The 20092-nt window shown below is 72.9% G+C and carries 14 protein-coding genes; 9 read left to right on the top strand and 5 right to left on the bottom strand.

What is annotated here, in order from left to right:
- Positions 1-44: 44 nt before the first annotated feature.
- Together glgB and ACQ393_RS03275 are read right to left on the bottom strand one after the other, a co-directional pair.
- Positions 45-2249, bottom strand: coding sequence for a 1,4-alpha-glucan branching protein GlgB (gene glgB, locus ACQ393_RS03280; RefSeq protein WP_430645401.1), 2205 nt, complete (start codon positions 2247-2249; stop codon positions 45-47).
- Entirely contained in the window at positions 2246-4261 is a 2016-nt protein-coding gene (locus ACQ393_RS03275) for a maltotransferase domain-containing protein (protein ID WP_430645400.1), read from the bottom strand. The genes glgB and ACQ393_RS03275 overlap by 4 nt, the downstream gene beginning before the upstream one ends.
- A gap of 119 nt (positions 4262-4380) precedes the next feature.
- On the opposite strand from ACQ393_RS03275, the gene glgP reads away from it, so the two are divergent.
- Positions 4381-6945 (top strand): alpha-glucan family phosphorylase, encoded by a 2565-nt coding sequence (glgP, locus tag ACQ393_RS03270; RefSeq protein ID WP_430645399.1) that lies wholly within the window; start codon positions 4381-4383, stop codon positions 6943-6945.
- Between the two features lie 18 nt (positions 6946-6963).
- On the opposite strand, the gene ACQ393_RS03265 is transcribed toward glgP, so the two are convergent.
- Genes ACQ393_RS03265 through glgX form a run of 3 tightly spaced genes read right to left on the bottom strand, consistent with a single transcriptional unit; the run spans position 6964 to position 9847 of the window.
- Positions 6964-7134 (bottom strand): hypothetical protein, encoded by a 171-nt coding sequence (locus tag ACQ393_RS03265; RefSeq protein ID WP_430645398.1) that lies wholly within the window; start codon positions 7132-7134, stop codon positions 6964-6966.
- Positions 7134-7631: a Cys-tRNA(Pro) deacylase gene (gene ybaK, locus ACQ393_RS03260; RefSeq protein ID WP_430645397.1), complete on the bottom strand. Its 498-nt coding sequence runs from the start codon at positions 7629-7631 to the stop codon at positions 7134-7136. Before ybaK ends, ACQ393_RS03265 begins: the two co-directional genes overlap by 1 nt.
- Positions 7631-9847: a glycogen debranching protein GlgX gene (gene glgX, locus ACQ393_RS03255; RefSeq protein ID WP_430645396.1), complete on the bottom strand. Its 2217-nt coding sequence runs from the start codon at positions 9845-9847 to the stop codon at positions 7631-7633. The genes ybaK and glgX overlap by 1 nt, the downstream gene beginning before the upstream one ends.
- A 50-nt stretch (positions 9848-9897) precedes the next feature.
- Here glgX and ACQ393_RS03250 point away from each other — a divergent pair, with 50 nt between their 5' ends.
- The 8 genes from ACQ393_RS03250 to gatB all read left to right on the top strand — a co-directional run bounded on the left by ACQ393_RS03250 (position 9898) and on the right by gatB (position 20056).
- Positions 9898-11133, top strand: a complete 1236-nt coding sequence (locus tag ACQ393_RS03250) for a cysteine desulfurase family protein (RefSeq protein WP_430645395.1) — start codon at positions 9898-9900, stop codon at positions 11131-11133.
- Between the two features lie 49 nt (positions 11134-11182).
- Positions 11183-12322 (top strand): tRNA 2-thiouridine(34) synthase MnmA, encoded by a 1140-nt coding sequence (gene mnmA / locus ACQ393_RS03245; RefSeq protein ID WP_430645394.1) that lies wholly within the window; start codon positions 11183-11185, stop codon positions 12320-12322.
- Between the two features lie 88 nt (positions 12323-12410).
- Positions 12411-13130: a hypothetical protein gene (locus ACQ393_RS03240; RefSeq protein WP_430645393.1), complete on the top strand. Its 720-nt coding sequence runs from the start codon at positions 12411-12413 to the stop codon at positions 13128-13130.
- 210 nt (positions 13131-13340) lie between these two features.
- On the top strand, positions 13341-14183 hold the full coding sequence (locus ACQ393_RS03235; RefSeq protein ID WP_430645392.1) for a hypothetical protein: 843 nt from the start codon (positions 13341-13343) through the stop codon (positions 14181-14183).
- 109 nt (positions 14184-14292) lie between these two features.
- Positions 14293-16635 carry an NAD-dependent DNA ligase LigA gene (gene ligA, locus ACQ393_RS03230; protein ID WP_430645391.1) on the top strand — a complete coding sequence of 781 codons (2343 nt, stop codon included), beginning with the start codon at positions 14293-14295 and terminating at the stop codon, positions 16633-16635.
- Between the two features lie 78 nt (positions 16636-16713).
- Entirely contained in the window at positions 16714-17013 is a 300-nt protein-coding gene (gatC, locus tag ACQ393_RS03225) for an Asp-tRNA(Asn)/Glu-tRNA(Gln) amidotransferase subunit GatC (RefSeq protein WP_129234694.1), read from the top strand.
- A complete protein-coding gene (gene gatA / locus ACQ393_RS03220; RefSeq protein WP_430645390.1) occupies positions 17010-18539 on the top strand; it encodes an Asp-tRNA(Asn)/Glu-tRNA(Gln) amidotransferase subunit GatA in 1530 nt (509 codons plus the stop codon). The genes gatC and gatA overlap by 4 nt, the downstream gene beginning before the upstream one ends.
- The gene (gene gatB, locus ACQ393_RS03215) at positions 18539-20056 is read left to right on the top strand and encodes an Asp-tRNA(Asn)/Glu-tRNA(Gln) amidotransferase subunit GatB (protein ID WP_430645389.1); all 1518 of its coding nucleotides are present in this window, start codon (positions 18539-18541) and stop codon (positions 20054-20056) included. The genes gatA and gatB overlap by 1 nt, the downstream gene beginning before the upstream one ends.
- Positions 20057-20092 lie beyond the last annotated feature (36 nt).

The following is a 20092-nucleotide window of genomic DNA, read 5'->3' as shown; positions in this document are numbered from 1 at the left end:
CTCGATACGCTCCGGCTTCGCCGGTGCTCCTCGACGGCGGGGGGTCACTCGGGCTGGAACCAGAGCGCGCCGAGCGGCGGCAGGGTGAAGGTCGCCGAGGCGGGCTTGCCGGCCCAGGGCTCGTCGGTCGCGTCGACCCCGCCGAGGTTGCCGACTCCGGACCCGCCGAACTCCGCGGCATCCGTGTTGAGCACCTCGCGCCAGCGGCCGGCCGTGGGGAGTCCGAGGCGCACGCCCTCGTGCGGGGTGCCCGCGAAGTTGACGACGCACAGCAGCGGCCGGCGGTCGCGGTCGTAGCGGAGGAACGCGATCACGTTCAGGTCGGCGGCGCCGCCCTCGACCCAGTCGAACCCGGCCGAGTCGTCGTCGAGCTGCCAGAGCGCGGGCGTCTCGGCGTACGTGCGGTTGAGCCGGCCGACGAGCTCGGCGAGCTGCCGGTGGCTCGGCTGGTCGAGGATCCACCAGTCGAGGCCGCGCTCCTCGCTCCACTCGGAGAGCTGCCCGAACTCCTGCCCCATGAAGAGCAGCTGCTTGCCCGGGTGCGCCCACATGTAGGCGAGGTAGGCGCGCGTGTTCGCGAGCTGCTGCCAGTGGTCGCCGGGCATCTTGCGCACGAGCGAGCCCTTGCCGTGCACGACCTCGTCGTGGCTGATCGGCAGGATGAAGTGCTCGCTGAACGCGTACAGGAACGAGAACGTGAGCTCGCCGTGGTGGTGCGAGCGGTACATCGGGTCGCGCTGGAGGTACTGCAGGGTGTCGTGCATCCACCCCATGTTCCACTTGTAGCCGAACCCGAGCCCGCCCGACGAGGTCGTGGCCGTCACGCCCGGCCACGAGGTCGACTCCTCGGCGATCATGACGGTGCCGGGGTTGCGCTTGTACGCGGTCGCGGTCGCCTCCTGCAGGAATCCGATCGCCTCGAGGTGCTCGCGGCCGCCGTACCAGTTGGGCAGCCACTCGCCCTCCTCGCGCGAGTAGTCGAGGTAGAGCATGGATGCCACGGCGTCGACGCGCAGGCCGTCGACGTGCATCTCCTCCAGCCAGAACAGGGCGTTCGCGACGAGGAAGTTCCGCACGCGCGGGTTGCCGTAGTCGAAGACGAGGGTGCCCCAGTCCTTCTGCTCGCCGCGCCGCGGGTCGGGGTGCTCGTAGAGCGGCTCGCCGTCGAAGCGCGCGAGTGCCCACTCGTCCTTCGGGAAGTGGCCGGGCACCCAGTCCATGATCACGCCGATGCCCGCCTGGTGCAGCCGGTCGATCAGGTACTTCAGGTCGTCGGGGCTGCCGAAGCGCGACGTGATCGCGAAGTAGCCCGTGACCTGGTACCCCCACGAACCGCCGAACGGGTGCTCGGCCAGCGGCAGGAACTCGACGTGCGTGTACCCGAGCCACTGGACGTACTCGATGAGCTCGTCGGCGACGTCGCGGTATCCCTTGCCCGGACGCCACGAGCCGAGGTGGAGCTCGTAGATGCTCATCGGCAGCTCGTGCGGATTGCGGTGCGCACGCCCCGACATCCACTCGCCGTCGGCCCAGTCGTGCGCGCTCGTCGTCACGATCGACGCCGTCGCCGGGGCGATCTCGGCACGGCGCGCCATCGGGTCGGCCTTCATGAGCCACGCGCCGGACTGGGCGAGGATCTCGAACTTGTACGCCGCACCCGGTTCGACGTCGGGGACGAACAGCTCCCAGACCCCGCTCGAGCCCATGTTGCGCATCGCGTGCCCGACGCCGTCCCACCGGTTGAAGTCGCCGACGACGCGCACCGCGCGGGCGCGGGGCGCCCAGACGGTGAACGAGACGCCGCGGAGCGGGCCGGTGATGGACGGGTACTCGCGGTGGTGCGCGCCGAGCACCGTCCAGAGCTCCTCGTGCCGGCCCTCCTCGATGAGGTGCAGGTCGAGCTCGCCGATCGTGGGCGCGTACCGATACGGGTCGTCGGCGAGCCACTCGGCGCCGTCGTCGTAGCGGGCGCGGATGCGGTACCCGGTCGGTCCGAACGCGCCCGCGCCGGCCCACACGCCGTGGCCCGCGTGCTCGAGGGCGAGCTCGCCGCCGTCGTCGAGCACCGCGGTGACGGATGCCGCGAGCGGTCGCCGCACGCGGATCACCGTCCGGGCGCCGCCCTCGCCGGGGGCGTCGAACCCGTGCTGTCCGAGCACCCGGTGCGGGTCGTGGTAGCGGCCCTCCGCGACGGCGCGGAGGAGCTCGTCGGAGACGGGCGGGGCCTGGACGGGGGTCGTGTCGGTCATGCCGCGCCTCGAATCACTCGGAGGATGTGCACCGGCTGCGTGAACGCGTCGAGGCGCACGTAGTTGTGCTCGCCCCACTGCCAGCGCTCGCCGGTCACGAGGTCTTCCACGTCGAAGGCGGCGCCCTCCGGCAGGTCGATCGCCGGCAGGTCGAGGTGCACGGTCGTCTCGCGGACCGAGTGCGGGTCGACGTTCGCGACGACGAGGATCGTGTCGTGGTCGTCGGGGCCGTGGCCCTCGATGAAGCGACCCTCGAGGTGCTTGGAGTAGACGAGCACGGAGTCGTCGTCGCTGTAGTGGAAGCGGATGTTGCGGAGCTGGCCGAGCGCGGGATGGTCGGCGCGGATGCGGTTGAGGATGCCGAGGTAGAGGGCCAGCGACCTGCCATCCGCTTCGGCCTTCTCGAAGTCGCGGGGCTTGTACTCGTACTTCTCGTTGTCGATCGCCTCCTCGGCGCCGGGCCGGGCGACCGACTCGAACAGCTCGAAGCCCGAGTAGACGCCCCAGGTCGCACCGGCGGTCGCCGCGATGGTCGCGCGCACCGTGAAGGCGGCCGGCCCGCCGAACTGCAGGTACTCGGTGAGGATGTCGGGGGTGTTGACGAACAGGTTCGGCCGCATGAAGTCGGCGGTCTCCTGCGAGACGCTCGTGAGGAACTCCTCGAGCTCCGCCTTGGTGTTGCGCCACGTGAAATACGAGTACGACTGCTGGAAGCCGACCATCGCGAGCGCCTGCATCATCGCCGGGCGCGTGAACGCCTCGGCGAGGAAGACCACGTCGGGGTCGGTCGCGTTGATGTCGCCGATCAGCCGCTCCCAGAACGCGAGCGGCTTGGTGTGCGGGTTGTCGACGCGGAAGATCCGCACGCCCTGCTTCATCCAGTGCCGCACGATGCGGGTCACCTCGGCGACCAGGCCCTCGAAGTCGTCGTCGAAGTTCACGGGATAGATGTCCTGGTACTTCTTCGGCGGGTTCTCGGCGTAGGCGATCGTGCCGTCGGGGAGGGTCGTGAACCACTCCGGGTGCTCGGTCACCCACGGGTGGTCGGGGGAGGCCTGGAGTGCGAGGTCGAGCGCGATCTCGATGCCGAGCGCGGCGGCGCGGCGCACGAAGGCGCGGAAGTCGGCGAGCGTGCCGAGATCGGGATGCACGGCGTCGTGCCCGCCGGTCGCCGCGCCGATCGCCCACGGCGACCCGGGGTCGAAGGGCCCCGGCGTCAGCGTGTTGTTCGGGCCCTTGCGGAACGCGAAGCCGATCGGATGGATCGGGGGGAGGTAGACGACGTCGAAGCCCATCGCGGCGACGCCGTCGAGCCGGCGCTGCGCGGTGCGGAAGGTCCCCGACCGCCACGATCCGTCCTTCTTCAGCTGCCGCGCACCCTCCGAGCGCGGGAAGAACTCGTACCAGGATCCGACGCCGGCGCGGCGACGCTCGACGAGGATGTCGTGCTCCTCCGAGTCGGTCGTGAGCCGGGCGAGCGGGCGCGAGCGGAACTCCTCGAGCAGCGGGTCCTCGAGGAGGGCACGACGATCGGATGCCGCGGCCTCCGTGTCGCGAAGCGCCGCCGCGTACGCCTTCAGGCGCTTGCGCACCGCCGCAGGTCGCCCGGCCTCCTTCGCCGCGCGCTCCGCGAGCCGCGCCCCGATCTCGTACATCAGCTCGACGTCGACGCCGGCGTCGATCTTCAGCTCGGCGTCGTGCACCCACGTGCCGACCTCGTCGCCGAAGCCCGTCACCCGCCAGCGCCAGGTGCCGAGCTCGTCCAGCCGGACCTTCGCCTCCCATCGGTCGGTGCCCGCGGCGAGCGCCGTCATCCGGTGCCGCTGCCGCACGCCGGACGGGCTCGTGAGGACGAGCATCGCGCCGACGAGGTCGTGCCCCTCGCGGAAGACCGTGGCGCGGAACGGCACCACCTCCCCGGAGAACGCCTTCGGGTTCCATCGCGGATCAGGCAGGGCGGGCGTGAGCCGGGTCACGGGGATCCGGCCGGCACGGACTGGTCGGCTCGTCACGTTCCGACCGTAGCGCGGATGGGGTGCGATCGACACCGGGTTGCGCGGCGCTGCGCGCGCGTCCCGCCCCGTGGCATCCGTTCATCTTCCGGACACACGACGCTGCGTAGGGTGGACCCGTGAAGCCGATCCGCAAGTTCACCGTCCGGGCCGTCGTCCCGCCGCAGCTCGGTGCCCTCGAGGAGCTCGCCGCGAACCTCCGCTGGTCGTGGCACGAACCCACGCGTCGCCTGTTCGAGCACATCGATCCCGTCGGCTGGCGGCGGTCCGGGCGCGATCCGATCTCGTTCCTGGGCGACGTCGATCCGCGTCGCCTCGGCGAGCTCGCGAACGACGACGGCTTCACGGGATGGGCCGGACGGGAGCGCGACGCGCTCCGCGCCTACATCGCCGAGCCCCGCTGGTACCAGTCGCTCGAGGCCGAGACGCCGCGGACCGTCGCATACTTCTCGCCCGAGTTCGGCATCACCGAGGCGCTGCCGCAGTACTCCGGCGGCCTCGGCATCCTCGCCGGCGACCACCTGAAGGCCGCCTCCGACCTCGGCGTCCCGCTCGTCGCGGTCGGGCTGTTCTACAAGGCGGGGTACTTCTCGCAGGCGATCGCGCCCGACGGGTGGCAGCAGGAGCGCTACCCGGCGCTCGATCCCGACGGGCTGCCGCTGTCGGTGCTGCGCCGAGCCGACGGCGCGCCCGTCCAGGTCACGCTGGCCGTGCCCGGCGGACGGAGCCTGCACGCCCGCGTCTGGCAGGCGGCGGTCGGCCGCGTGCCGCTGCTCCTCCTCGACACCGACATCCCCGCGAACGACGACGACCTCCGTCAGGTGACCGACCGGCTCTACGGCGGCGGGGGAGAGCACCGCCTCCAGCAGGAGCTGCTCCTCGGCATCGGGGGCGTGCGCGCGCTGCGCGCGTGGAGCGAGCTGTCCGGCCGGCACTTCCCCGACGTCTTCCACATGAACGAGGGCCACGCCGGGTTCCTCGGCCTCGAGCGCATCTCGGCGTGCATCGGCGACGGGCTCTCGTTCGCCGAGGCGCTGCAGCTCGTGCGCGCCGGCACGGTGTTCACCACGCACACGCCGGTGCCGGCCGGCATCGATCGGTTCGACCGCGCGCTCGTGGCGAGCTACCTCGAGTCGGGACTGCTGCCCGGCATCGATCCGTCCGACGCGTTGCCGCTCGGACTCGAACCGGGCGTCCCGGCCGAGGACAGCGCGTTCAACATGGCCATGATGGGCCTCCGGCTCGCGCAGCGGGCGAACGGCGTGTCGAGGCTGCACGGCGAGGTCAGCCGGCGCATGTTCGGCGACCTCTGGCCCGGCTTCGACGCCGACGAGGTGCCGATCACCTCGGTCACGAACGGCGTGCACGCGCCCACGTGGACCGACCCGGCACTGCTCGCGCTCGCCGAGGAGCGACTCGGCACGGGCGACACCGAGCACGCCGATTGGCTGAGCCCCGCCGTCAGCGACGCCGAGCTCTGGGGCGTCAAGCGCGCGATGCGACTGCAGCTCGTCGACGATGCGCGCCGCCGCCTCAGCGTGGCCTGGGCCGACCAGCACGGCGGCGCGGTCGCGCCCGACTGGGTGCGTCGCGTGCTCGACCCCGACGTGCTGACGATCGGGTTCGCGCGCCGGGTGCCGACGTACAAGCGCCTGACGCTCATGCTGCAGGACCCGGAGCGGTTCGCCGCGATCCTCACGAACCCCGACCGCCCGGTGCAGTTCGTGATCGCCGGCAAGGCGCACCCGGCCGACGACGAGGGCAAGCGGCTCATCCAGCGCCTCGTGCAGTTCGCGCAGCGACCCGACCTCCGCGAGCGCATCGTGTTCCTCCCGGACTACGACATGGGCATGGCCGAGCGGCTCTACCCGGGCTGCGACGTCTGGATGAACAACCCGCTCCGCCCGCTCGAGGCCTGCGGCACCTCCGGTATGAAGGCGGCCATGAACGGCGCCCTCAACCTGTCGATCCTCGACGGCTGGTGGGCGGAGTACGCGGCCGACGACCACGGCTGGGTGATCCCCACGGCGGATGCCGCGGGCGACCAGGCCGAGCGCGACCGCCTCGAGGCATCCGCCCTCTACGACCTCCTCGAGCACCGCATCACGCGCCTCTTCTACGACCGCGACCGCGACGGCGTGCCCGCCGAGTGGATGTCGCGCGTGCGGCGCACGCTCGCGCACCTCTCGCCGGAGCTCGGCGCCGACCGGATGGTGCGCGAGTACGTCGAGCGGCTGTACCGCCCCGCTGCCGAGCAGGCGGCGCGCGTGGGCGCCGACGGCGCGAAGCCCGCACGCGAGCTCGCCGCGTGGGGCGCGCGTGTGCGCGCCGGCTGGCCCGGCGTGCAGGTGGCGCACGTCGAGTCCGGCGGTCTCGAGTCGACCCCGCACGTCGGCGACGAACTGCACCTGCGCGCGCACGTCGCGCTCGGCGCGCTGACGGAGGCCGACGTGTCGGTCGAGGTCGTCTCCGGCCATTCGCACGGCGACGACCGGATCGACGACGCGCGCATCGACGAGCTCGTGCCCGACGGGGCATCGACGACGGATGCCGCCACCCGCGTCTACGTCGGCACGGTCACGCTCGACCGCGCCGGAGCGTTCGGCTACACCGTGCGGGTCGTGCCGCGGCATCCGCTGCTCGTCTCGCCGGCCGAACTCGGGCTGGTCGCCGCAGCCGGCTGAGCCGACGGCCGCCGCGGTTCAGCGCCCGCGACGCAGCGCGCGGACGAGGCGGGGGAACACGCCGGTCGGGCGGAACTGCGGGTCGTCGCCGCGGACCACCTCGGCGCGCCATGCCCGGATGAACAGCGGGATGCAGAGCACGATGCCGACGACCAGGCTCCAGGACAGGAAGTCGACGACGAACTGCATCAGCGCGCCCGGGCGATGGGCGCGTAGCGGCCGGACGTCACCGCGACGAGGTCGTCGGGCGCGAGTTCGAGGTCGAGGCCCCGACGCCCGCCCGAGACGAGGATCGTCTCGAACAGGATCGCGGTCTCGTCGAGCACGGTCGGCAGCGCGACCTTCTGCCCGATCGGGCTGATCCCGCCGACGACGTAGCCCGTCTTCCGCTCGGCGACCGACGGGTCGGCCAGCTCGGCGCGCTTGCCGCCGAGCGCGGTGGCGAGCGCCTTGAGGTCGAGCTGGTCGGCGACCGGGACGATGCCGACGGCGAGCGCGCCGTCGACGCTCGCGAGCAGGGTCTTGAACACGCGCTCCGGCTCGATCCCGAGCTTCTCGGCCGCCTCGAGCCCGTACGCCGCCGCGCGCGGGTCGTGCTCGTACGGGTGCACCGTGAAGCGGACGCCCGCGCGCGTCAGCGCGACGGTCGCGGGCGTGCCGGCCGAGGCATCCGCTCGCTTCGCCATCAGGCCGGAGCCTCGGCTGCGCCGGCGTGGCCGGGGACGGCGCCGGCGTCGGGCCGCGCCGGCCCGGTCGCCTGCCGCCCGTCGTCCGCGACGTCGGCCTCGTCGGCCCCGGCGCCGAGCGAGCCGGCCGCGGCGTCCACCAGCACCGGCGCCGGTTCGCCCGACGCCCGGTAGAGCCGCATCGACTGCGGCGTCATCGCCAGGCGCGTGCCGGGCTCGTAACGGGCGCCGAGCTCATCGCCCGGCTCCTCGATCGCGGAATCCCACAGCAGTTCGTAGCCGTCGACGCCCGGGTGTGCGGGGAGCATCACCTCGACGTCCCGCTCGGAGGCGTGCACGACGAGCAGGATGCGGTTGTAGTCCTCGAACTCGGGCGTCGACGCCGCGAGGAACTGCAGGGTCCGCTGCGACGGGTCGTGCCAGTGCTCGATGGTCATGGTCTCGCCCGCGGCGTTGTACCAGTCCATCTGCGAGGCGCTCGGCACGCGTTCGCCGAAGCGGCCGTAGCGCACGGGCCTGAGCGCCGGGTTCTCGCGGCGGAGCCGCACGAGGTGCCGGGTGGTCGCCTCGAGCGCGGCGTCGCGCCCCGCGGCGTCCCAGGCCAGCCAGGTCAGGTCGGAGTCGTGGCAGTACGCGTTGTTGTTGCCGCGCTGGCTGCGGCCGTACTCGTCGCCCGCCGTGAGCATCGGGACCCCGGCCGAGAGCAGCAGGGTGCCGAGCAGGTTCCGGATGCTGCGGCGGCGCGCCGCGCCGACCGCGGCGTCGTCCGTGGGGCCCTCCACGCCGTGGTTGTAGGAGTTGTTGTGGTCGGAGCCGTCGCGGTTGTGCTCGCCGTTGCCGAGGTTGTGCTTCACGTCGTACGCGGTGAGGTCGGCGAGGGTGAAGCCGTCGTGCGCGGTGATGAAGTTCAGGCTCGCGAGCGGGCCGCGCTCGGCGGCGAACGTGTTCGACGACCCCGCGAGGCGCGTCGCGAAGCGGCCGATGCCGCTGCCCTGCTCGCCGTGGCGCTCGCGGCGCAGGTCGCCGAGCCAGAAGTCGCGCATGCGGTCGCGGTAGCGGTCGTTCCACTCGCTGAAGCCGGGCGCGAAGTTGCCGGTCTGCCAGCCGAACGGACCGACGTCCCACGGCTCGGCGATCAGCTTCGACGCCCCGATCACGGGGTCGGCGAGCATGGCCCGCAGCAGCGGGTGGTCGGGGGAGTAGGCACCGAGCGCGTCGCGGCCGAGCGTCGCCGCGAGGTCGAGGCGGAACCCGTCGACCTGCAACTCCTCGGCCCAGTAGCGCATCGAGTCGAGCACGAGCCGAACCGGCGCATCCCGCCCGAAGTCGAGCGTGTTGCCGCAGCCGGTCGTGTCGACGTACCGGCCGTGCGCGTCGTGGCGGTAGTACGTCGCGTTGTCGATCCCGCGGAAGCTGTACGTCGGCCCCTGCCGGCCCTCCTCCGCGGTGTGGTTGTAGACGACGTCGAGCACGACCTCGAGACCCGCCTCGTGCAGGCGCTTGACCATGCCCGCGAACTCGCGTCGGACGGCGGCGGGTCCGGCGGCCTGCGCCTCCGCGCTCGCGTAGGGCGCGTGCGGCGCGAAGAAGCCGAGCGTGTTGTAGCCCCAGTAGTTGACCTGCCCTTGGCGCACGAGCCGCTCCTCGGCGACGAACGCCTGGACCGGAAGCAGTTCGACGGTCGTGACGCCGAGGCCGGTGAGGTACTCGAGCGACGCGTCGTGCGCGAGCCCGGCGTACGTGCCGCGCAATGCCTCGGGGATGCGCTCGTTGAGGCGGCTGAATCCCTTCGGGTGCGTCTCGTAGATCACGGTGTGATCGAGCGGCACGCGGGGCTTGCGGGCGCCGCCCCAGTCGAACCCCTCCGAGGCGAGCGAGTCGAGCACGACCCCGCGCCACGACCCGTCGGCCGCCGCATGCAGGCCCCTCGCCCACGGGTCGAGCAGCGTGTGCGCCGGGTTGAAGGCGTACTCGAGGCCCACCGGCCCGTCGACGCGCAGGCCGTAGAGCGCGCCCGGGACGAGCGCGCGCGAGGATGCCTCCCACACGCCGTGCGCGTCGCGCTCGAGCGCCACCCGCTCGATCGCCCAGTCCGGGTCCTCCGCGCCGAAGACCTCGAGGTCCACGGAGGTCGCGTGCTCGGACCAGACCCGGATCGTCCCTTCGCCCGGGCCGGTGCGCACGCCGAGGTCGCGGAGCGGATCGGGCGGGGACATGCGAACTACAGTAGTTCGTGGGGAACCGGTTCCCGGTCAGGAGGTGCTCGATGCCCCGCCCCGACCCCGTCTACCTCGACCACGCCGCCACGACGCCCCTCCGCCCGGAGGCGATCGACGCGATCACGCACGCACTCGGGCTCGTCGGCAATCCGGCCTCGATCCACAGCGCGGGGCAGCACGCCAAGCGCCTGCTCGAGGAGTCGCGCGAGCAGGTCGCCGCCACGCTCGGCGCCGACCCGATCGAGGTCGTCTTCACGGGCAGCGGCACCGAGGCCGTGAACCTCGCGATCAAGGGCCTCTTCTGGCGCCGGCGTGCCGAGGCCGGCGCCCACCGCATCCTGCTGCCCGGCGGCGAGCACCACGCCACGATCGACACGGTCGAGTGGCTCGGGCAGACCGCCGGGGCCGAGGTCGTCGAGCTGCCCCTCGACGAGGTCGGACGTCTGCCGGTCGACGCGCTCGCCGCGGAACTCGCGCGGGATGCGCCATCCGTCGCGCTCGTCACGATGCTCTGGGCGAACAACGAGGTCGGCACGATCGAGCCGGTCCTCGAGGTCGCCGAGCTCTGCGCGCGGGCGGGCGTGCCGTTCCACGTCGACGCGATCGCCGCGTACGGGCACGTGGCGATCGACCTGCGTGCGATCCGCCGCGAGACCACGGCCCCTCCGGGTGCGGGGCTGGTCGCGATCAGCGTGTCGGCGCACAAGGTCGGCGGACCGGTCGGCATCGGCGCGCTCGTCCTCGACCGGTCGACCCGCATCGAGCCGTTGCTGCACGGCGGCGGCCAGCAGCGACGCATCCGCTCGGGCACGCAGGATGTCGCGGCGGCGGCCGGGTTCGCCGCGGCCGCGCGCGCGACGACCTCGCACGCCGCGGCCGAGGACGAACGGATGTCGCGCCTGCGCGACCGTCTCGTGGCGGCGGTCGCGGCATCCGTGCCCGACGCGCGCCTGTCGGGCGACCCCGACCCGGCCGGACGACTGCCCGGCAACGTGCACTTCTCGTTCCCGGGGTGCGAGGGCGACTCCCTGCTCTTCCTGCTGGATGCGGCGGGCGTCGCCGTCTCGACCGGATCGGCGTGCCAGGCCGGCGTGCCCGAGCCCTCGCACGTGCTGCTCGCCATGGGTCGCACCGAGGCCGAGGCGCGCGGTGCGCTGCGCATCACGCTCGGCCGGACGACGACCGGCGCCGACGTCGACGCGTTCCTCGAGGCGCTCCCGGCCGCCGTCGAGCGCGCGACCCGCGCCGGCATGGCCGACCGGGTCACGAGCTTCGACCGCTGAGGGCGGCCTCGGGGCATCCGTTCAGGAGGTGGTTCGTAGACTGGGAGGCGTGCGAGTCCTGGCAGCGATGAGCGGCGGCGTCGACAGCGCCGTCGCGGCCGCGCGCGCCGTCGATGCCGGTCACGACGTCGTCGGCGTGCACCTCGCGCTCAGCCGCATGCCCGGCACGCTCCGCACCGGCAGTCGCGGCTGCTGCACCATCGAGGACTCGATGGACGCCCAGCGCGCCGCGAACGTGCTCGGCATCCCGTACTACGTGTGGGACTTCTCCGAGCGGTTCAAGGCCGACGTCGTGGACGACTTCATCGCCGAGTACGCCGCCGGCCGCACGCCGAACCCGTGCATGCGCTGCAACGAGCGCATCAAGTTCGCCGCGCTGCTCGAGAAGGCGCTCGCGCTCGGCTTCGACGCCGTCGCCACCGGCCACTACGCGAAGATCACGACGGATGCCGCGGGCCGCCGGGAGCTGCACCGCGCGAGTGCGGAGGCGAAGGACCAGAGCTACGTGCTCGGCGTCCTCACGACCGAGCAGCTCGCGCACGCGTACTTCCCGCTCGGCGACACGCCGTCGAAGCAGCTCGTCCGCGAGGAGGCCGCGCGGCGCGGCCTGTCGGTCGCGCAGAAGCCCGACTCGTACGACATCTGCTTCATCTCCGACGGCGACACCAAGGGCTGGCTCGCCGAGAAGGTCGGCGCGGCGCCGGGTGACATCGTCGACCGCTCGGGCGCCGTCGTCGGGGCCCACGACGGCGCGCATGCGTACACGGTCGGCCAGCGGCGGGGGCTCCGGCTCGGAACGCCCGCGGCCGACGGCAAGCCGCGGTTCGTGCTCGAGGTCCGGCCGAAGGAGCGCACCGTGGTGGTCGGCCCGAAGGCGGCGCTCGCCGTCGCCGAGGTCGCCGGCACCCGGTTCTCCTGGGCCGGCGCCGGCCCCGTGGCATCCGGTCTCGTCGGCGCCGACGGCGACGCGTTCGGCTGCGAGGTGCAGATCCGGGCGCACGCCGACCCGGTGCCCGCGATCGCGAGGGTGACGACGGATGCCGCCGGCTCCGCCGAGCTCGTGATCACTCCCGAGACGCCCCTCGACGGCGTCGCGCCGGGCCAGACGGCGGTCGTGTACGTCGGCACCCGGGTGCTCGGCCAATGCACGATCGACCGCACCGTGAGCGCGGTCCCCGTCGACGCTTGAGTGAAATCTGTCCCCCATTCGGGGGTCGATTCGCGTAGGGTCGCAGGGTGGCGTCGCACCCCCGGCGACGTCGCGTGAGGAGTTCCCCATGACGTACTCGCACTCGTTCCCGCCGGTCGACCACGCCCGCGACCCGGCGGATCCGTTCCGGAACCTCGACCCGGCACCGGCCACGCAGCCGACGCTGGTCATCGATCCCGGCCCCGACGCGTTCGACGACGCCGTCCACGCCCGGCCGGTCACCCCCGAGGAGGTCGTGGAGCGCCAGCGCGAGGCGTTCGGCGGTCCGAGGATCGGCGCCGCGTTCTTCGGCGTGCTCGTCGCCGCGGCGACGGCGGTCCTGCTCGCCGCGGCGCTCGTCGTCGCGGACGAGATGCTCGGACTGGGGGTCGTCCCGGATCCCTGGGCGTCGGGCGGCATCGGTCCGCTCGACGCGACCTCGGCCGGATGGGTCGTCGTCGGCGCGCTCCTCGCGATGGTGCTCGCCGCCTCCTACTGCGGCGGGTACGTCGCCGGGCGGATGGCGCGCTTCAGCGGCGTCGCGCAGGGGATCGCCGTGTGGGTGTGGGCGATCGCGATCGGGATCGCCGGTTCCATCGGCGTGGTGCTGCTGGACGGGCGGTACGACGTCCTCGCGCGCGCGACGGCGGCGGTGCCGCGCGTTCCGGTCCCCGGCGACGTGCTCCTGACGGCCGGGATCATCGCCGCGGTCGCGACCGGCGTCGTCGCCCTCGGCGGCGCCGTGCTGGGCGGGGTCGTCGGCGTCCGATACCACCGCCGGGTCGACCGCGTGGGGCTCGACGACTGAGCGGGCCGCTCCGGGTCGGATCCGGCCCCGGAGCCGGACCGGGACGTCGATTCGCCGCACGCCTGAGTGCCTGCTGGATGTTCGCTGCACGCCGCGAGTGCGGAAGCGGGCGGTTTGTCAAGGCCCGCGCGGCCGTCGCGGGCCCCGCGTAGGGTCGCTGTCGTGCCGGCAGGGCGATGCCCCGCGGCGACGAGAGAGAGGGGACCCATCATGAGCACCTCATCCGATCGACCCGCCCGCGACCGATTCGCGAGCACTCCCGCCGACCGGGACGGCGACGGCGTCCGCGACGACCGCGAGGTCGTCGACCGGGACGGCGACGGCGTCCGCGACGACCGCGAGGCGGTGGGCCGCCGCGCGGATCCGGTCCACGACCGCACGGCGGCCGACCGGGACGGCGACGGCGTCCGCGACGACCGCGAGGTCGTCGACCGAGACGGGCGCATCGCGCACGACGACCGGCCCGTGGTGGCCGATCCGGCGATGCGGGCGGCGATGCTCGATCGCGAGCGCGAACGCTTCGGGGGCATGAAGTTCGGCTCCGCCTTCTTCGGCTGGCTGACGGCCGTCGGCGTGGCGGTCCTGCTCACCGCGTTCCTCGCGGCGACCGGCGCCGCGCTCGGTCTCGGGACCCTCGGCGAGGACCTCGACGAGGCGGCGGCCGCGAACGCCGGAACGGTCGGCATCGTCGGCGCCATCGTGCTGCTCGTCATCCTGTTCGTCGCCTACTTCGCGGGCGGCTACGTCGCCGGACGGATGGCGCGCTTCAACGGCCTCAAGCAGGGCCTCGCCGTGTGGCTCTGGGCGATCATCGTGGCCGTCGTGGGCGCCGTCATCGCTGCGATCGCCGGCAGCCAGTACGACGTCCTCGCGAGCCTGAACGCCTTCCCGCGCATCCCCGTCACCGAAGGCGAGCTGACGATCGCCGGTATCGCGACGCTCGTGATCGTCCTCGCGGCGAGCCTCGGCGGCGCCGTCCTCGGCGGCAAGGCCGGTACCCGCTACCACCGGAAGGTCGACGCGGTCGGCTTCGGCACCGAGCCGGTCCGGTGACGCCCGCCGGTTTCGCGCATCGTCGCGGATCCGGCCTCGGGAAGGGAGCGCACCCGCCTCGGGTGCGCTCCCTTCCCATGCGAGGGCGACGTCGGAGGGCGCTCCTAGGATGGCTCACGTGACCGACATCCCCACCGGGTTCGACGACGCCCGAAGCGAGTCCGAGGCCCTCCGCGAGCGCATCGAGCGGTATCGGACCACGTACTACTCGGAGGGCGTGAGCCTCGTCAGCGACGCGGAGTACGACGCCGACTTCCACCGGCTCGAGGCCATCGAGCGCGCCTTCCCCGAGCTCGCCGGGCAGGACAGCCCGACGCAGCAGGTCGGCGCCGCGCTCGTCTCCGTCGGGTTCCCGCCCCACGAGCACGCCGAGCGCATGCTGAGCCTCGACAACGTGTTCAGCCTCGACGAGTTCGCCGAGTGGGCGAGCAAGGCGCAGGCGGCGGCCGGGCGTCCCGTCCGCTGGCTGTCGGAGCTCAAGATCGACGGCCTGGCGATCAGCCTCGGCTACCGCGACGGCGTCCTCGAGACCGCGACCACCCGCGGCGACGGCCGCGTAGGGGAGGACATCACCGAGAACGTCGAGTTCATCCCGGCGATCCCGAGGCGGCTCGAGGGCGAGGGGTTCCCGCCCTTCTTCGAGGTCCGCGGCGAGGTCTTCCTCCGCTCCGAGGACTTCGAGGCACTGAACCGTCGCCAGCATGCGCTCCAGGCCGAGTTCGCCGCCGAGCAGCGGGCGAAGGGCCGGGCGGAGGAGTCCGTCCCGACCCGGTTCCCCGAGTTCGCGAACGCCCGGAACACGGCCGCGGGCAGCCTCAGGCAGCGGCGCGAGAACAAGACCGCGCTCCAACTCGAACTCATGCGCGAGCGGCTCGGCCGGCTCGCCCTGTACCTGCACGGCATCGGCGCGTGGGCGGACCCGCCCGTCTCCAGCCAGTCCGAGATCTACGGGCTGCTCGCAGGCTGGGGGCTGCCCGTCTCGCCGCACTCCCGCGTGTTCGACACGATCGACGAGGTGACGGCCTTCATCGCCGACCGCGGCGAGCACCGGCACGACGTCGAACACGAGATCGACGGCATCGTGGTGAAGATCGACGAGCTCGCCCTGCACGACGAGCTCGGGGCGACCAGCCGCGCGCCGCGCTGGGCCATCGCCTACAAGTACCCGCCCGAAGAGGTGCACACGAAGCTCCTCGACATCCGCGTCGGGGTCGGTCGCACCGGCCGGGCGACCCCGTACGCGGTGATGGCGCCCGTCAAGGTGCAGGGCAGCACCGTCGAGCAGGCGACGCTGCACAACCAGGAGGTCGTCCGGGCCAAGGGCGTGCTGATCGGCGACACCGTCGTGCTCCGCAAGGCCGGCGACGTCATCCCCGAGATCCTCGGCGCCGTCGAGGAACTGCGTGACGGCACCGAGCGCGAGTGGCGTATGCCCGAACGCTGTCCGGAGTGCGGCACGCCGCTCCGGCCGGCGAAGGAGGGCGACATCGACCTCCGCTGCCCGAACGCGCGCAGCTGCCCCGCGCAGGTGCGAGGCCGCGTCGAGCACATCGGCTCGCGCGGAGCGCTCGACATCGAGGCGCTCGGCGAGGTCACCGCCGCGGCGCTCACGCAACCGTACGTGCCGGCGACGCCTCCGCTCGCGACGGAGGCCGGGCTGTTCGAGCTCACCGTCGACGAGCTGGTGCCGATCGAGGTCGTGGTCCGCGATGCCGAGACCGGTGAGCCGCGAACCGACCCGGTCACGGGCGAGGAGGTCCGGCGGGCGCCGTTCCAGAAGGTGCGCATCACCTATCCGCCGGGTGCCGAGCGGATGACGCCGGCCGAGCGCCGGGCCGCCGGCATCCGGAAGGACCATCGCGAGCTCCTGCCCTCCGAAGCCGCGACGAAGCTCGTCGCCGAACTCGAGAAGGCCAAGACCAAGCCGCTCTGGCGCATCCTCGTCTCGCTCAACATCCGCCACGTCGGGCCGGTGGCCGCGCGCGCACTCGCCGACCACTTCGGCTCGCTCGACGCGATCCGCTCGGCGAGCCGCGAGGAACTCGCGGAGGTCGAGGGCGTCGGCGGCATCATCGCGGACTCGCTCCTCGAGTGGTTCGAGGTCGATTGGCACCGCGAGATCGTCGAGCGATGGGCCGCGGCCGGAGTGCGGTTCGCGACCCCCGGGCACCCGGGGCCGGGCCGGGCCGCCGACGCGGGCGGCGTGCTCGCCGGGCTGACGGTGGTCGCCACCGGCAGCCTCGATGGATTCACCCGCGAGGGCGCCCAGGAGGCGATCATCGCCGCCGGCGGCAAGGCGGCGTCGAGCGTCTCGAAGAAGACCGACTTCGTGGCGGCCGGCCCCGGCGCCGGCTCGAAGCTCGCCAGGGCCGAGGAGCTCGGTGTCCGGATCATCGACGCGGCGCAGTTCGCGGTCCTCGTGACGCAGGGTCCGGCGGCGCTCGACGTGTGAGGGCCGGGGTCCGGCGTCGGCCGCTCCGTCGCGCCTCGATAGAATCGCTGCATCCCCATTCCCGGACGACGGAGCAGCATGTCTGAAATCAGCGCCGAGCAGGTCGCGCACCTCGCGAACCTCGCACGCATCGCGCTCACCGAGGAAGAGATCGAGCACCTCACGACGGAGCTCGGCCAGATCATGCAGGCGGTCGAGAAGGTGAGCGAGGTGGCCACGCCCGACGTGGTGCCCACGAGCCACCCGATCCCGCTGCACAACCCGCTTCGCGAGGATGTGCCGGCCGACGTCCTGAGTGTCGAGCAGGCGCTGTCGGGCGCGCCCGAGCACGACGGCACCCGCTTCGTGGTCTCGGCGATCCTGGGGGAGGAGCAGTGAGCGACCTGATCCGGCTGAGCGCCGCCGACCTCGCCGCGAAGCTCGCCACCGGCGAGGTCTCGTCGGTCGAGGCGACCACGGCCCACCTCGACCGCATCGCCGCCGTCGACGGCGCGGTGCACGCGTTCCTGCACGTCAACGACGAGGCGCTCCAGGCCGCCGCCGACGTCGACCGCCGGCGCGCGGCCGGCGAGGAGCTCGGCCCGCTCGCCGGCGTGCCGATCGCGATCAAGGACGTCCTCGTGACCAAGGGGATGCCGTCCACCTCGGGTTCGCGCATCCTCGAGGGCTGGGTTCCGCCGTACGACGCCACGCCCGTGCGCAAGGTCCGCGAGGCCGGCATGGTCCCGCTCGGCAAGACCAACATGGACGAGTTCGCGATGGGCTCCTCGACGGAGCACTCCGCCTACGGCCCGACGCACAACCCGTGGGACCTCGACCGCATCCCCGGCGGCTCGGGCGGCGGCTCGGCCGCGGCCGTCGCGGCCTTCGAGGCGCCGCTCGCGCTCGGCAGCGACACGGGCGGCTCCATCCGCCAGCCCGCGCACGTCACGGGCACGGTCGGCACCAAGCCCACCTACGGCGGGGTCAGCCGCTACGGCTCGATCGCGCTCGCCTCGTCGCTCGACCAGATCGGCCCCGTGAGCCGCACCGTGCTCGACGCAGCGCTGCTGCACGACGTCATCGCCGGGCACGACCCGCACGACCAGACATCGATCCCCGACGCGTGGCCGTCGATGGCCGAGGCGGTGCGCCGAGCGGATGTCTCGGGCCTCCGCATCGGCGTGGTGAAGGAGCTCGACTCCGACGGCTTCCAGGCGGGCGTCCGTCAGCGCTTCCACGAGTCGCTCGAGCTGCTCGCGGCGAACGGCGCGGAGATCGTCGAGGTCAGTGCGCCGAACTTCGAGTACGCGATCGCCGCGTACTACCTGATCCTGCCCGCCGAGGCGTCGTCCAACCTCGCGAAGTTCGACTCGGTGCGCTTCGGCCTCCGCGTCGTCCCCGAGGGCGGCGGCACGGTCGAGGAGGTCATGGCGGCCACGCGCGAGGCGGGCTTCGGCCCCGAGGTCAAGCGCCGGATCATCCTCGGCACCTACGCCCTGTCGGCCGGCTACTACGACGCGTACTACGGCAGCGCGCAGAAGGTGCGCACGCTCGTGCAGCAGGACTTCGACGCGGCGTTCGCGAAGGTCGACGTGCTGGCCACGCCCACCGCGCCGACCACGGCGTTCAAGCTCGGCGAGAAGCTGCACGACCCGCTGTCGATGTACCTGAACGACGTGGCGACGATCCCCGCGAACCTCGCGGGCGTGCCGGGCATCTCGGTCCCGGCGGGCCTCGCCCCGGAGGACGGCCTGCCGGTCGGCATCCAGTTCCTCGCGCCGGCGCGCGAGGACGCCCGCCTCTACAACGTCGGCGGCGCCCTCGAGGCGCTCCTCGTCGACCGCTGGGGCGGTCCGCTGCTCGCGCAGGCTCCCGACCTCTCCACCCACGAACTCAAGGCGACCGAGGAGGGCGTGGTCTGATGGCGCGCGTGGCACTCATGGACTTCGACGAGGCACTCGAGCGCTTCGAGCCGGTGATCGGCCTCGAGGTGCACGTCGAGCTCAACACGAAGACGAAGATGTTCTCGTCGGCGCCGAACCCGGCGAACGACGAATTCCACGGCGCCGAGCCGAACACGCTCGTCGCGCCCGTCGACATGGGCCTGCCGGGCTCCCTCCCGGCCGTGAACGGCACCGCGGTGCGCTTCTCGATCTCGCTCGGGCTCGCGCTCGGCTGCTCGATCGCGCCGTCCAGCCGGTTCGCGCGGAAGAACTACTTCTATCCCGACCTCGGCAAGAACTACCAGATCTCGCAGTACGACGAGCCGATCGCCTTCGAGGGCTCGGTCGAGGTCGAGCTCGAGAACGGCCGCACGTTCGAGGTCGCGATCGAACGCGCGCACATGGAGGAGGACGCCGGCAAGCTCACCCACGTGGGCTCGACCGGTCGCATCCACGGCGCCGAGTACTCCCTCGTCGACTACAACCGCGCGGGCGTGCCGCTCGTCGAGATCGTCACGAAGCCGATCGTGGGGGCCGGGGCGGATGCTCCGGCGCTCGCCCGCGCGTACGTCGCGACGATCCGCGACATCGTGCTCTCGCTCGGCATCTCCGAGGCGCGCATGGAACGCGGCAACCTCCGCTGCGACGCGAACGTCTCGCTCCGCCCGAAGGGCCGGGAGAAGTTCGGAACGCGCACCGAGACGAAGAACGTCAACTCGATGCGCTCGGTCGAGCGCGCGGTCCGCTACGAGATCCAGCGCCAGGCGGCGATCCTCGCCGACGGCGGCACGATCACGCAGGAGACCCGCCACTGGCACGAGGACACGGGCACGACGAGCCCGGGGCGTCCGAAGTCCGACGCCGACGACTACCGCTACTTCCCCGAGCCCGACCTGCTCCCGGTCGAGCCCGACCCGGCCGTCATCGAGGAGCTGCGTGCCGCGCTGCCCGAGCCGCCCGCCGCGCGCCGCCGCCGCCTGAAGTCCGAATGGGGCTTCACCGACCTCGAGTTCCAGGACGTCGCCAACGGCGGCCTGCTCAACGAGGTCGCCGCGACCGTCGAGGCCGGTGCGACCCCCGCGGCCGCCCGCAAGTGGTGGACGGGCGAGCTCACCCGCATCGCGAACGCGCAGGGCGCGGATGCCGCGGGCCTCGCCGAGCCGGCGCACGTGGCCGAGCTCGCAGCGCTGGTCGACGAGGGCACCCTGACCGACCGCCTGGCGCGCCAGGTGCTCGAGGGCGTCATCGCGGGCGAGGGTTCGCCGCGCGAGGTCGTCGACGCCCGCGGGCTCGCGGTGGTCTCCGACGACGGCGCGCTCATCGCCGCGATCGACGAGGCGCTCGCGGCGCAGCCCGACGTGCTCGCGAAGATCCGCGACGGCAAGGTGCAGGCCGCGGGCGCCGTCATCGGCGCGGTCATGAAGGCGATGAAGGGCAAGGCCGACGCGGCGCGCGTGCGCGAGCTCGTCCTCGAGCGCGCCGCCGCCGACACCTGAGTCACCACGTATGCGGATGCCGCGGAGCGCGTGGTC

Origin of the sequence: Agromyces sp. GXS1127 (assembly GCF_050565425.1) — a bacterium.
GTDB lineage: Bacteria > Actinomycetota > Actinomycetes > Actinomycetales > Microbacteriaceae > Agromyces.
The sequence above is the reverse complement of the archived record's forward strand: the minus strand, read 5'-3'. Positions and strand labels throughout refer to the sequence as shown.

What these genes read in the sequence shown, in the direction of transcription:
- ACQ393_RS03250 (WP_430645395.1), top strand. Translation starts at nt 9,898, where the DNA reads ATGCCCCGCCCCGACCCCGTCTACCTCGACCACGCCGCCACGACGCCC.
- glgB (WP_430645401.1), bottom strand. Translation starts at nt 2,249, where the DNA reads ATGACCGACACGACCCCCGTCCAGGCCCCGCCCGTCTCCGACGAGCTC.
- glgX (WP_430645396.1), bottom strand. Translation starts at nt 9,847, where the DNA reads ATGTCCCCGCCCGATCCGCTCCGCGACCTCGGCGTGCGCACCGGCCCG.
- ybaK (WP_430645397.1), bottom strand. Translation starts at nt 7,631, where the DNA reads ATGGCGAAGCGAGCGGATGCCTCGGCCGGCACGCCCGCGACCGTCGCG.
- ligA (WP_430645391.1), top strand. Translation starts at nt 14,293, where the DNA reads ATGGCTCACGTGACCGACATCCCCACCGGGTTCGACGACGCCCGAAGC.
- ACQ393_RS03265 (WP_430645398.1), bottom strand. Translation starts at nt 7,134, where the DNA reads ATGCAGTTCGTCGTCGACTTCCTGTCCTGGAGCCTGGTCGTCGGCATC.
- ACQ393_RS03235 (WP_430645392.1), top strand. Translation starts at nt 13,341, where the DNA reads ATGAGCACCTCATCCGATCGACCCGCCCGCGACCGATTCGCGAGCACT.
- gatC (WP_129234694.1), top strand. Translation starts at nt 16,714, where the DNA reads ATGTCTGAAATCAGCGCCGAGCAGGTCGCGCACCTCGCGAACCTCGCA.
- gatB (WP_430645389.1), top strand. Translation starts at nt 18,539, where the DNA reads ATGGCGCGCGTGGCACTCATGGACTTCGACGAGGCACTCGAGCGCTTC.
- ACQ393_RS03240 (WP_430645393.1), top strand. Translation starts at nt 12,411, where the DNA reads ATGACGTACTCGCACTCGTTCCCGCCGGTCGACCACGCCCGCGACCCG.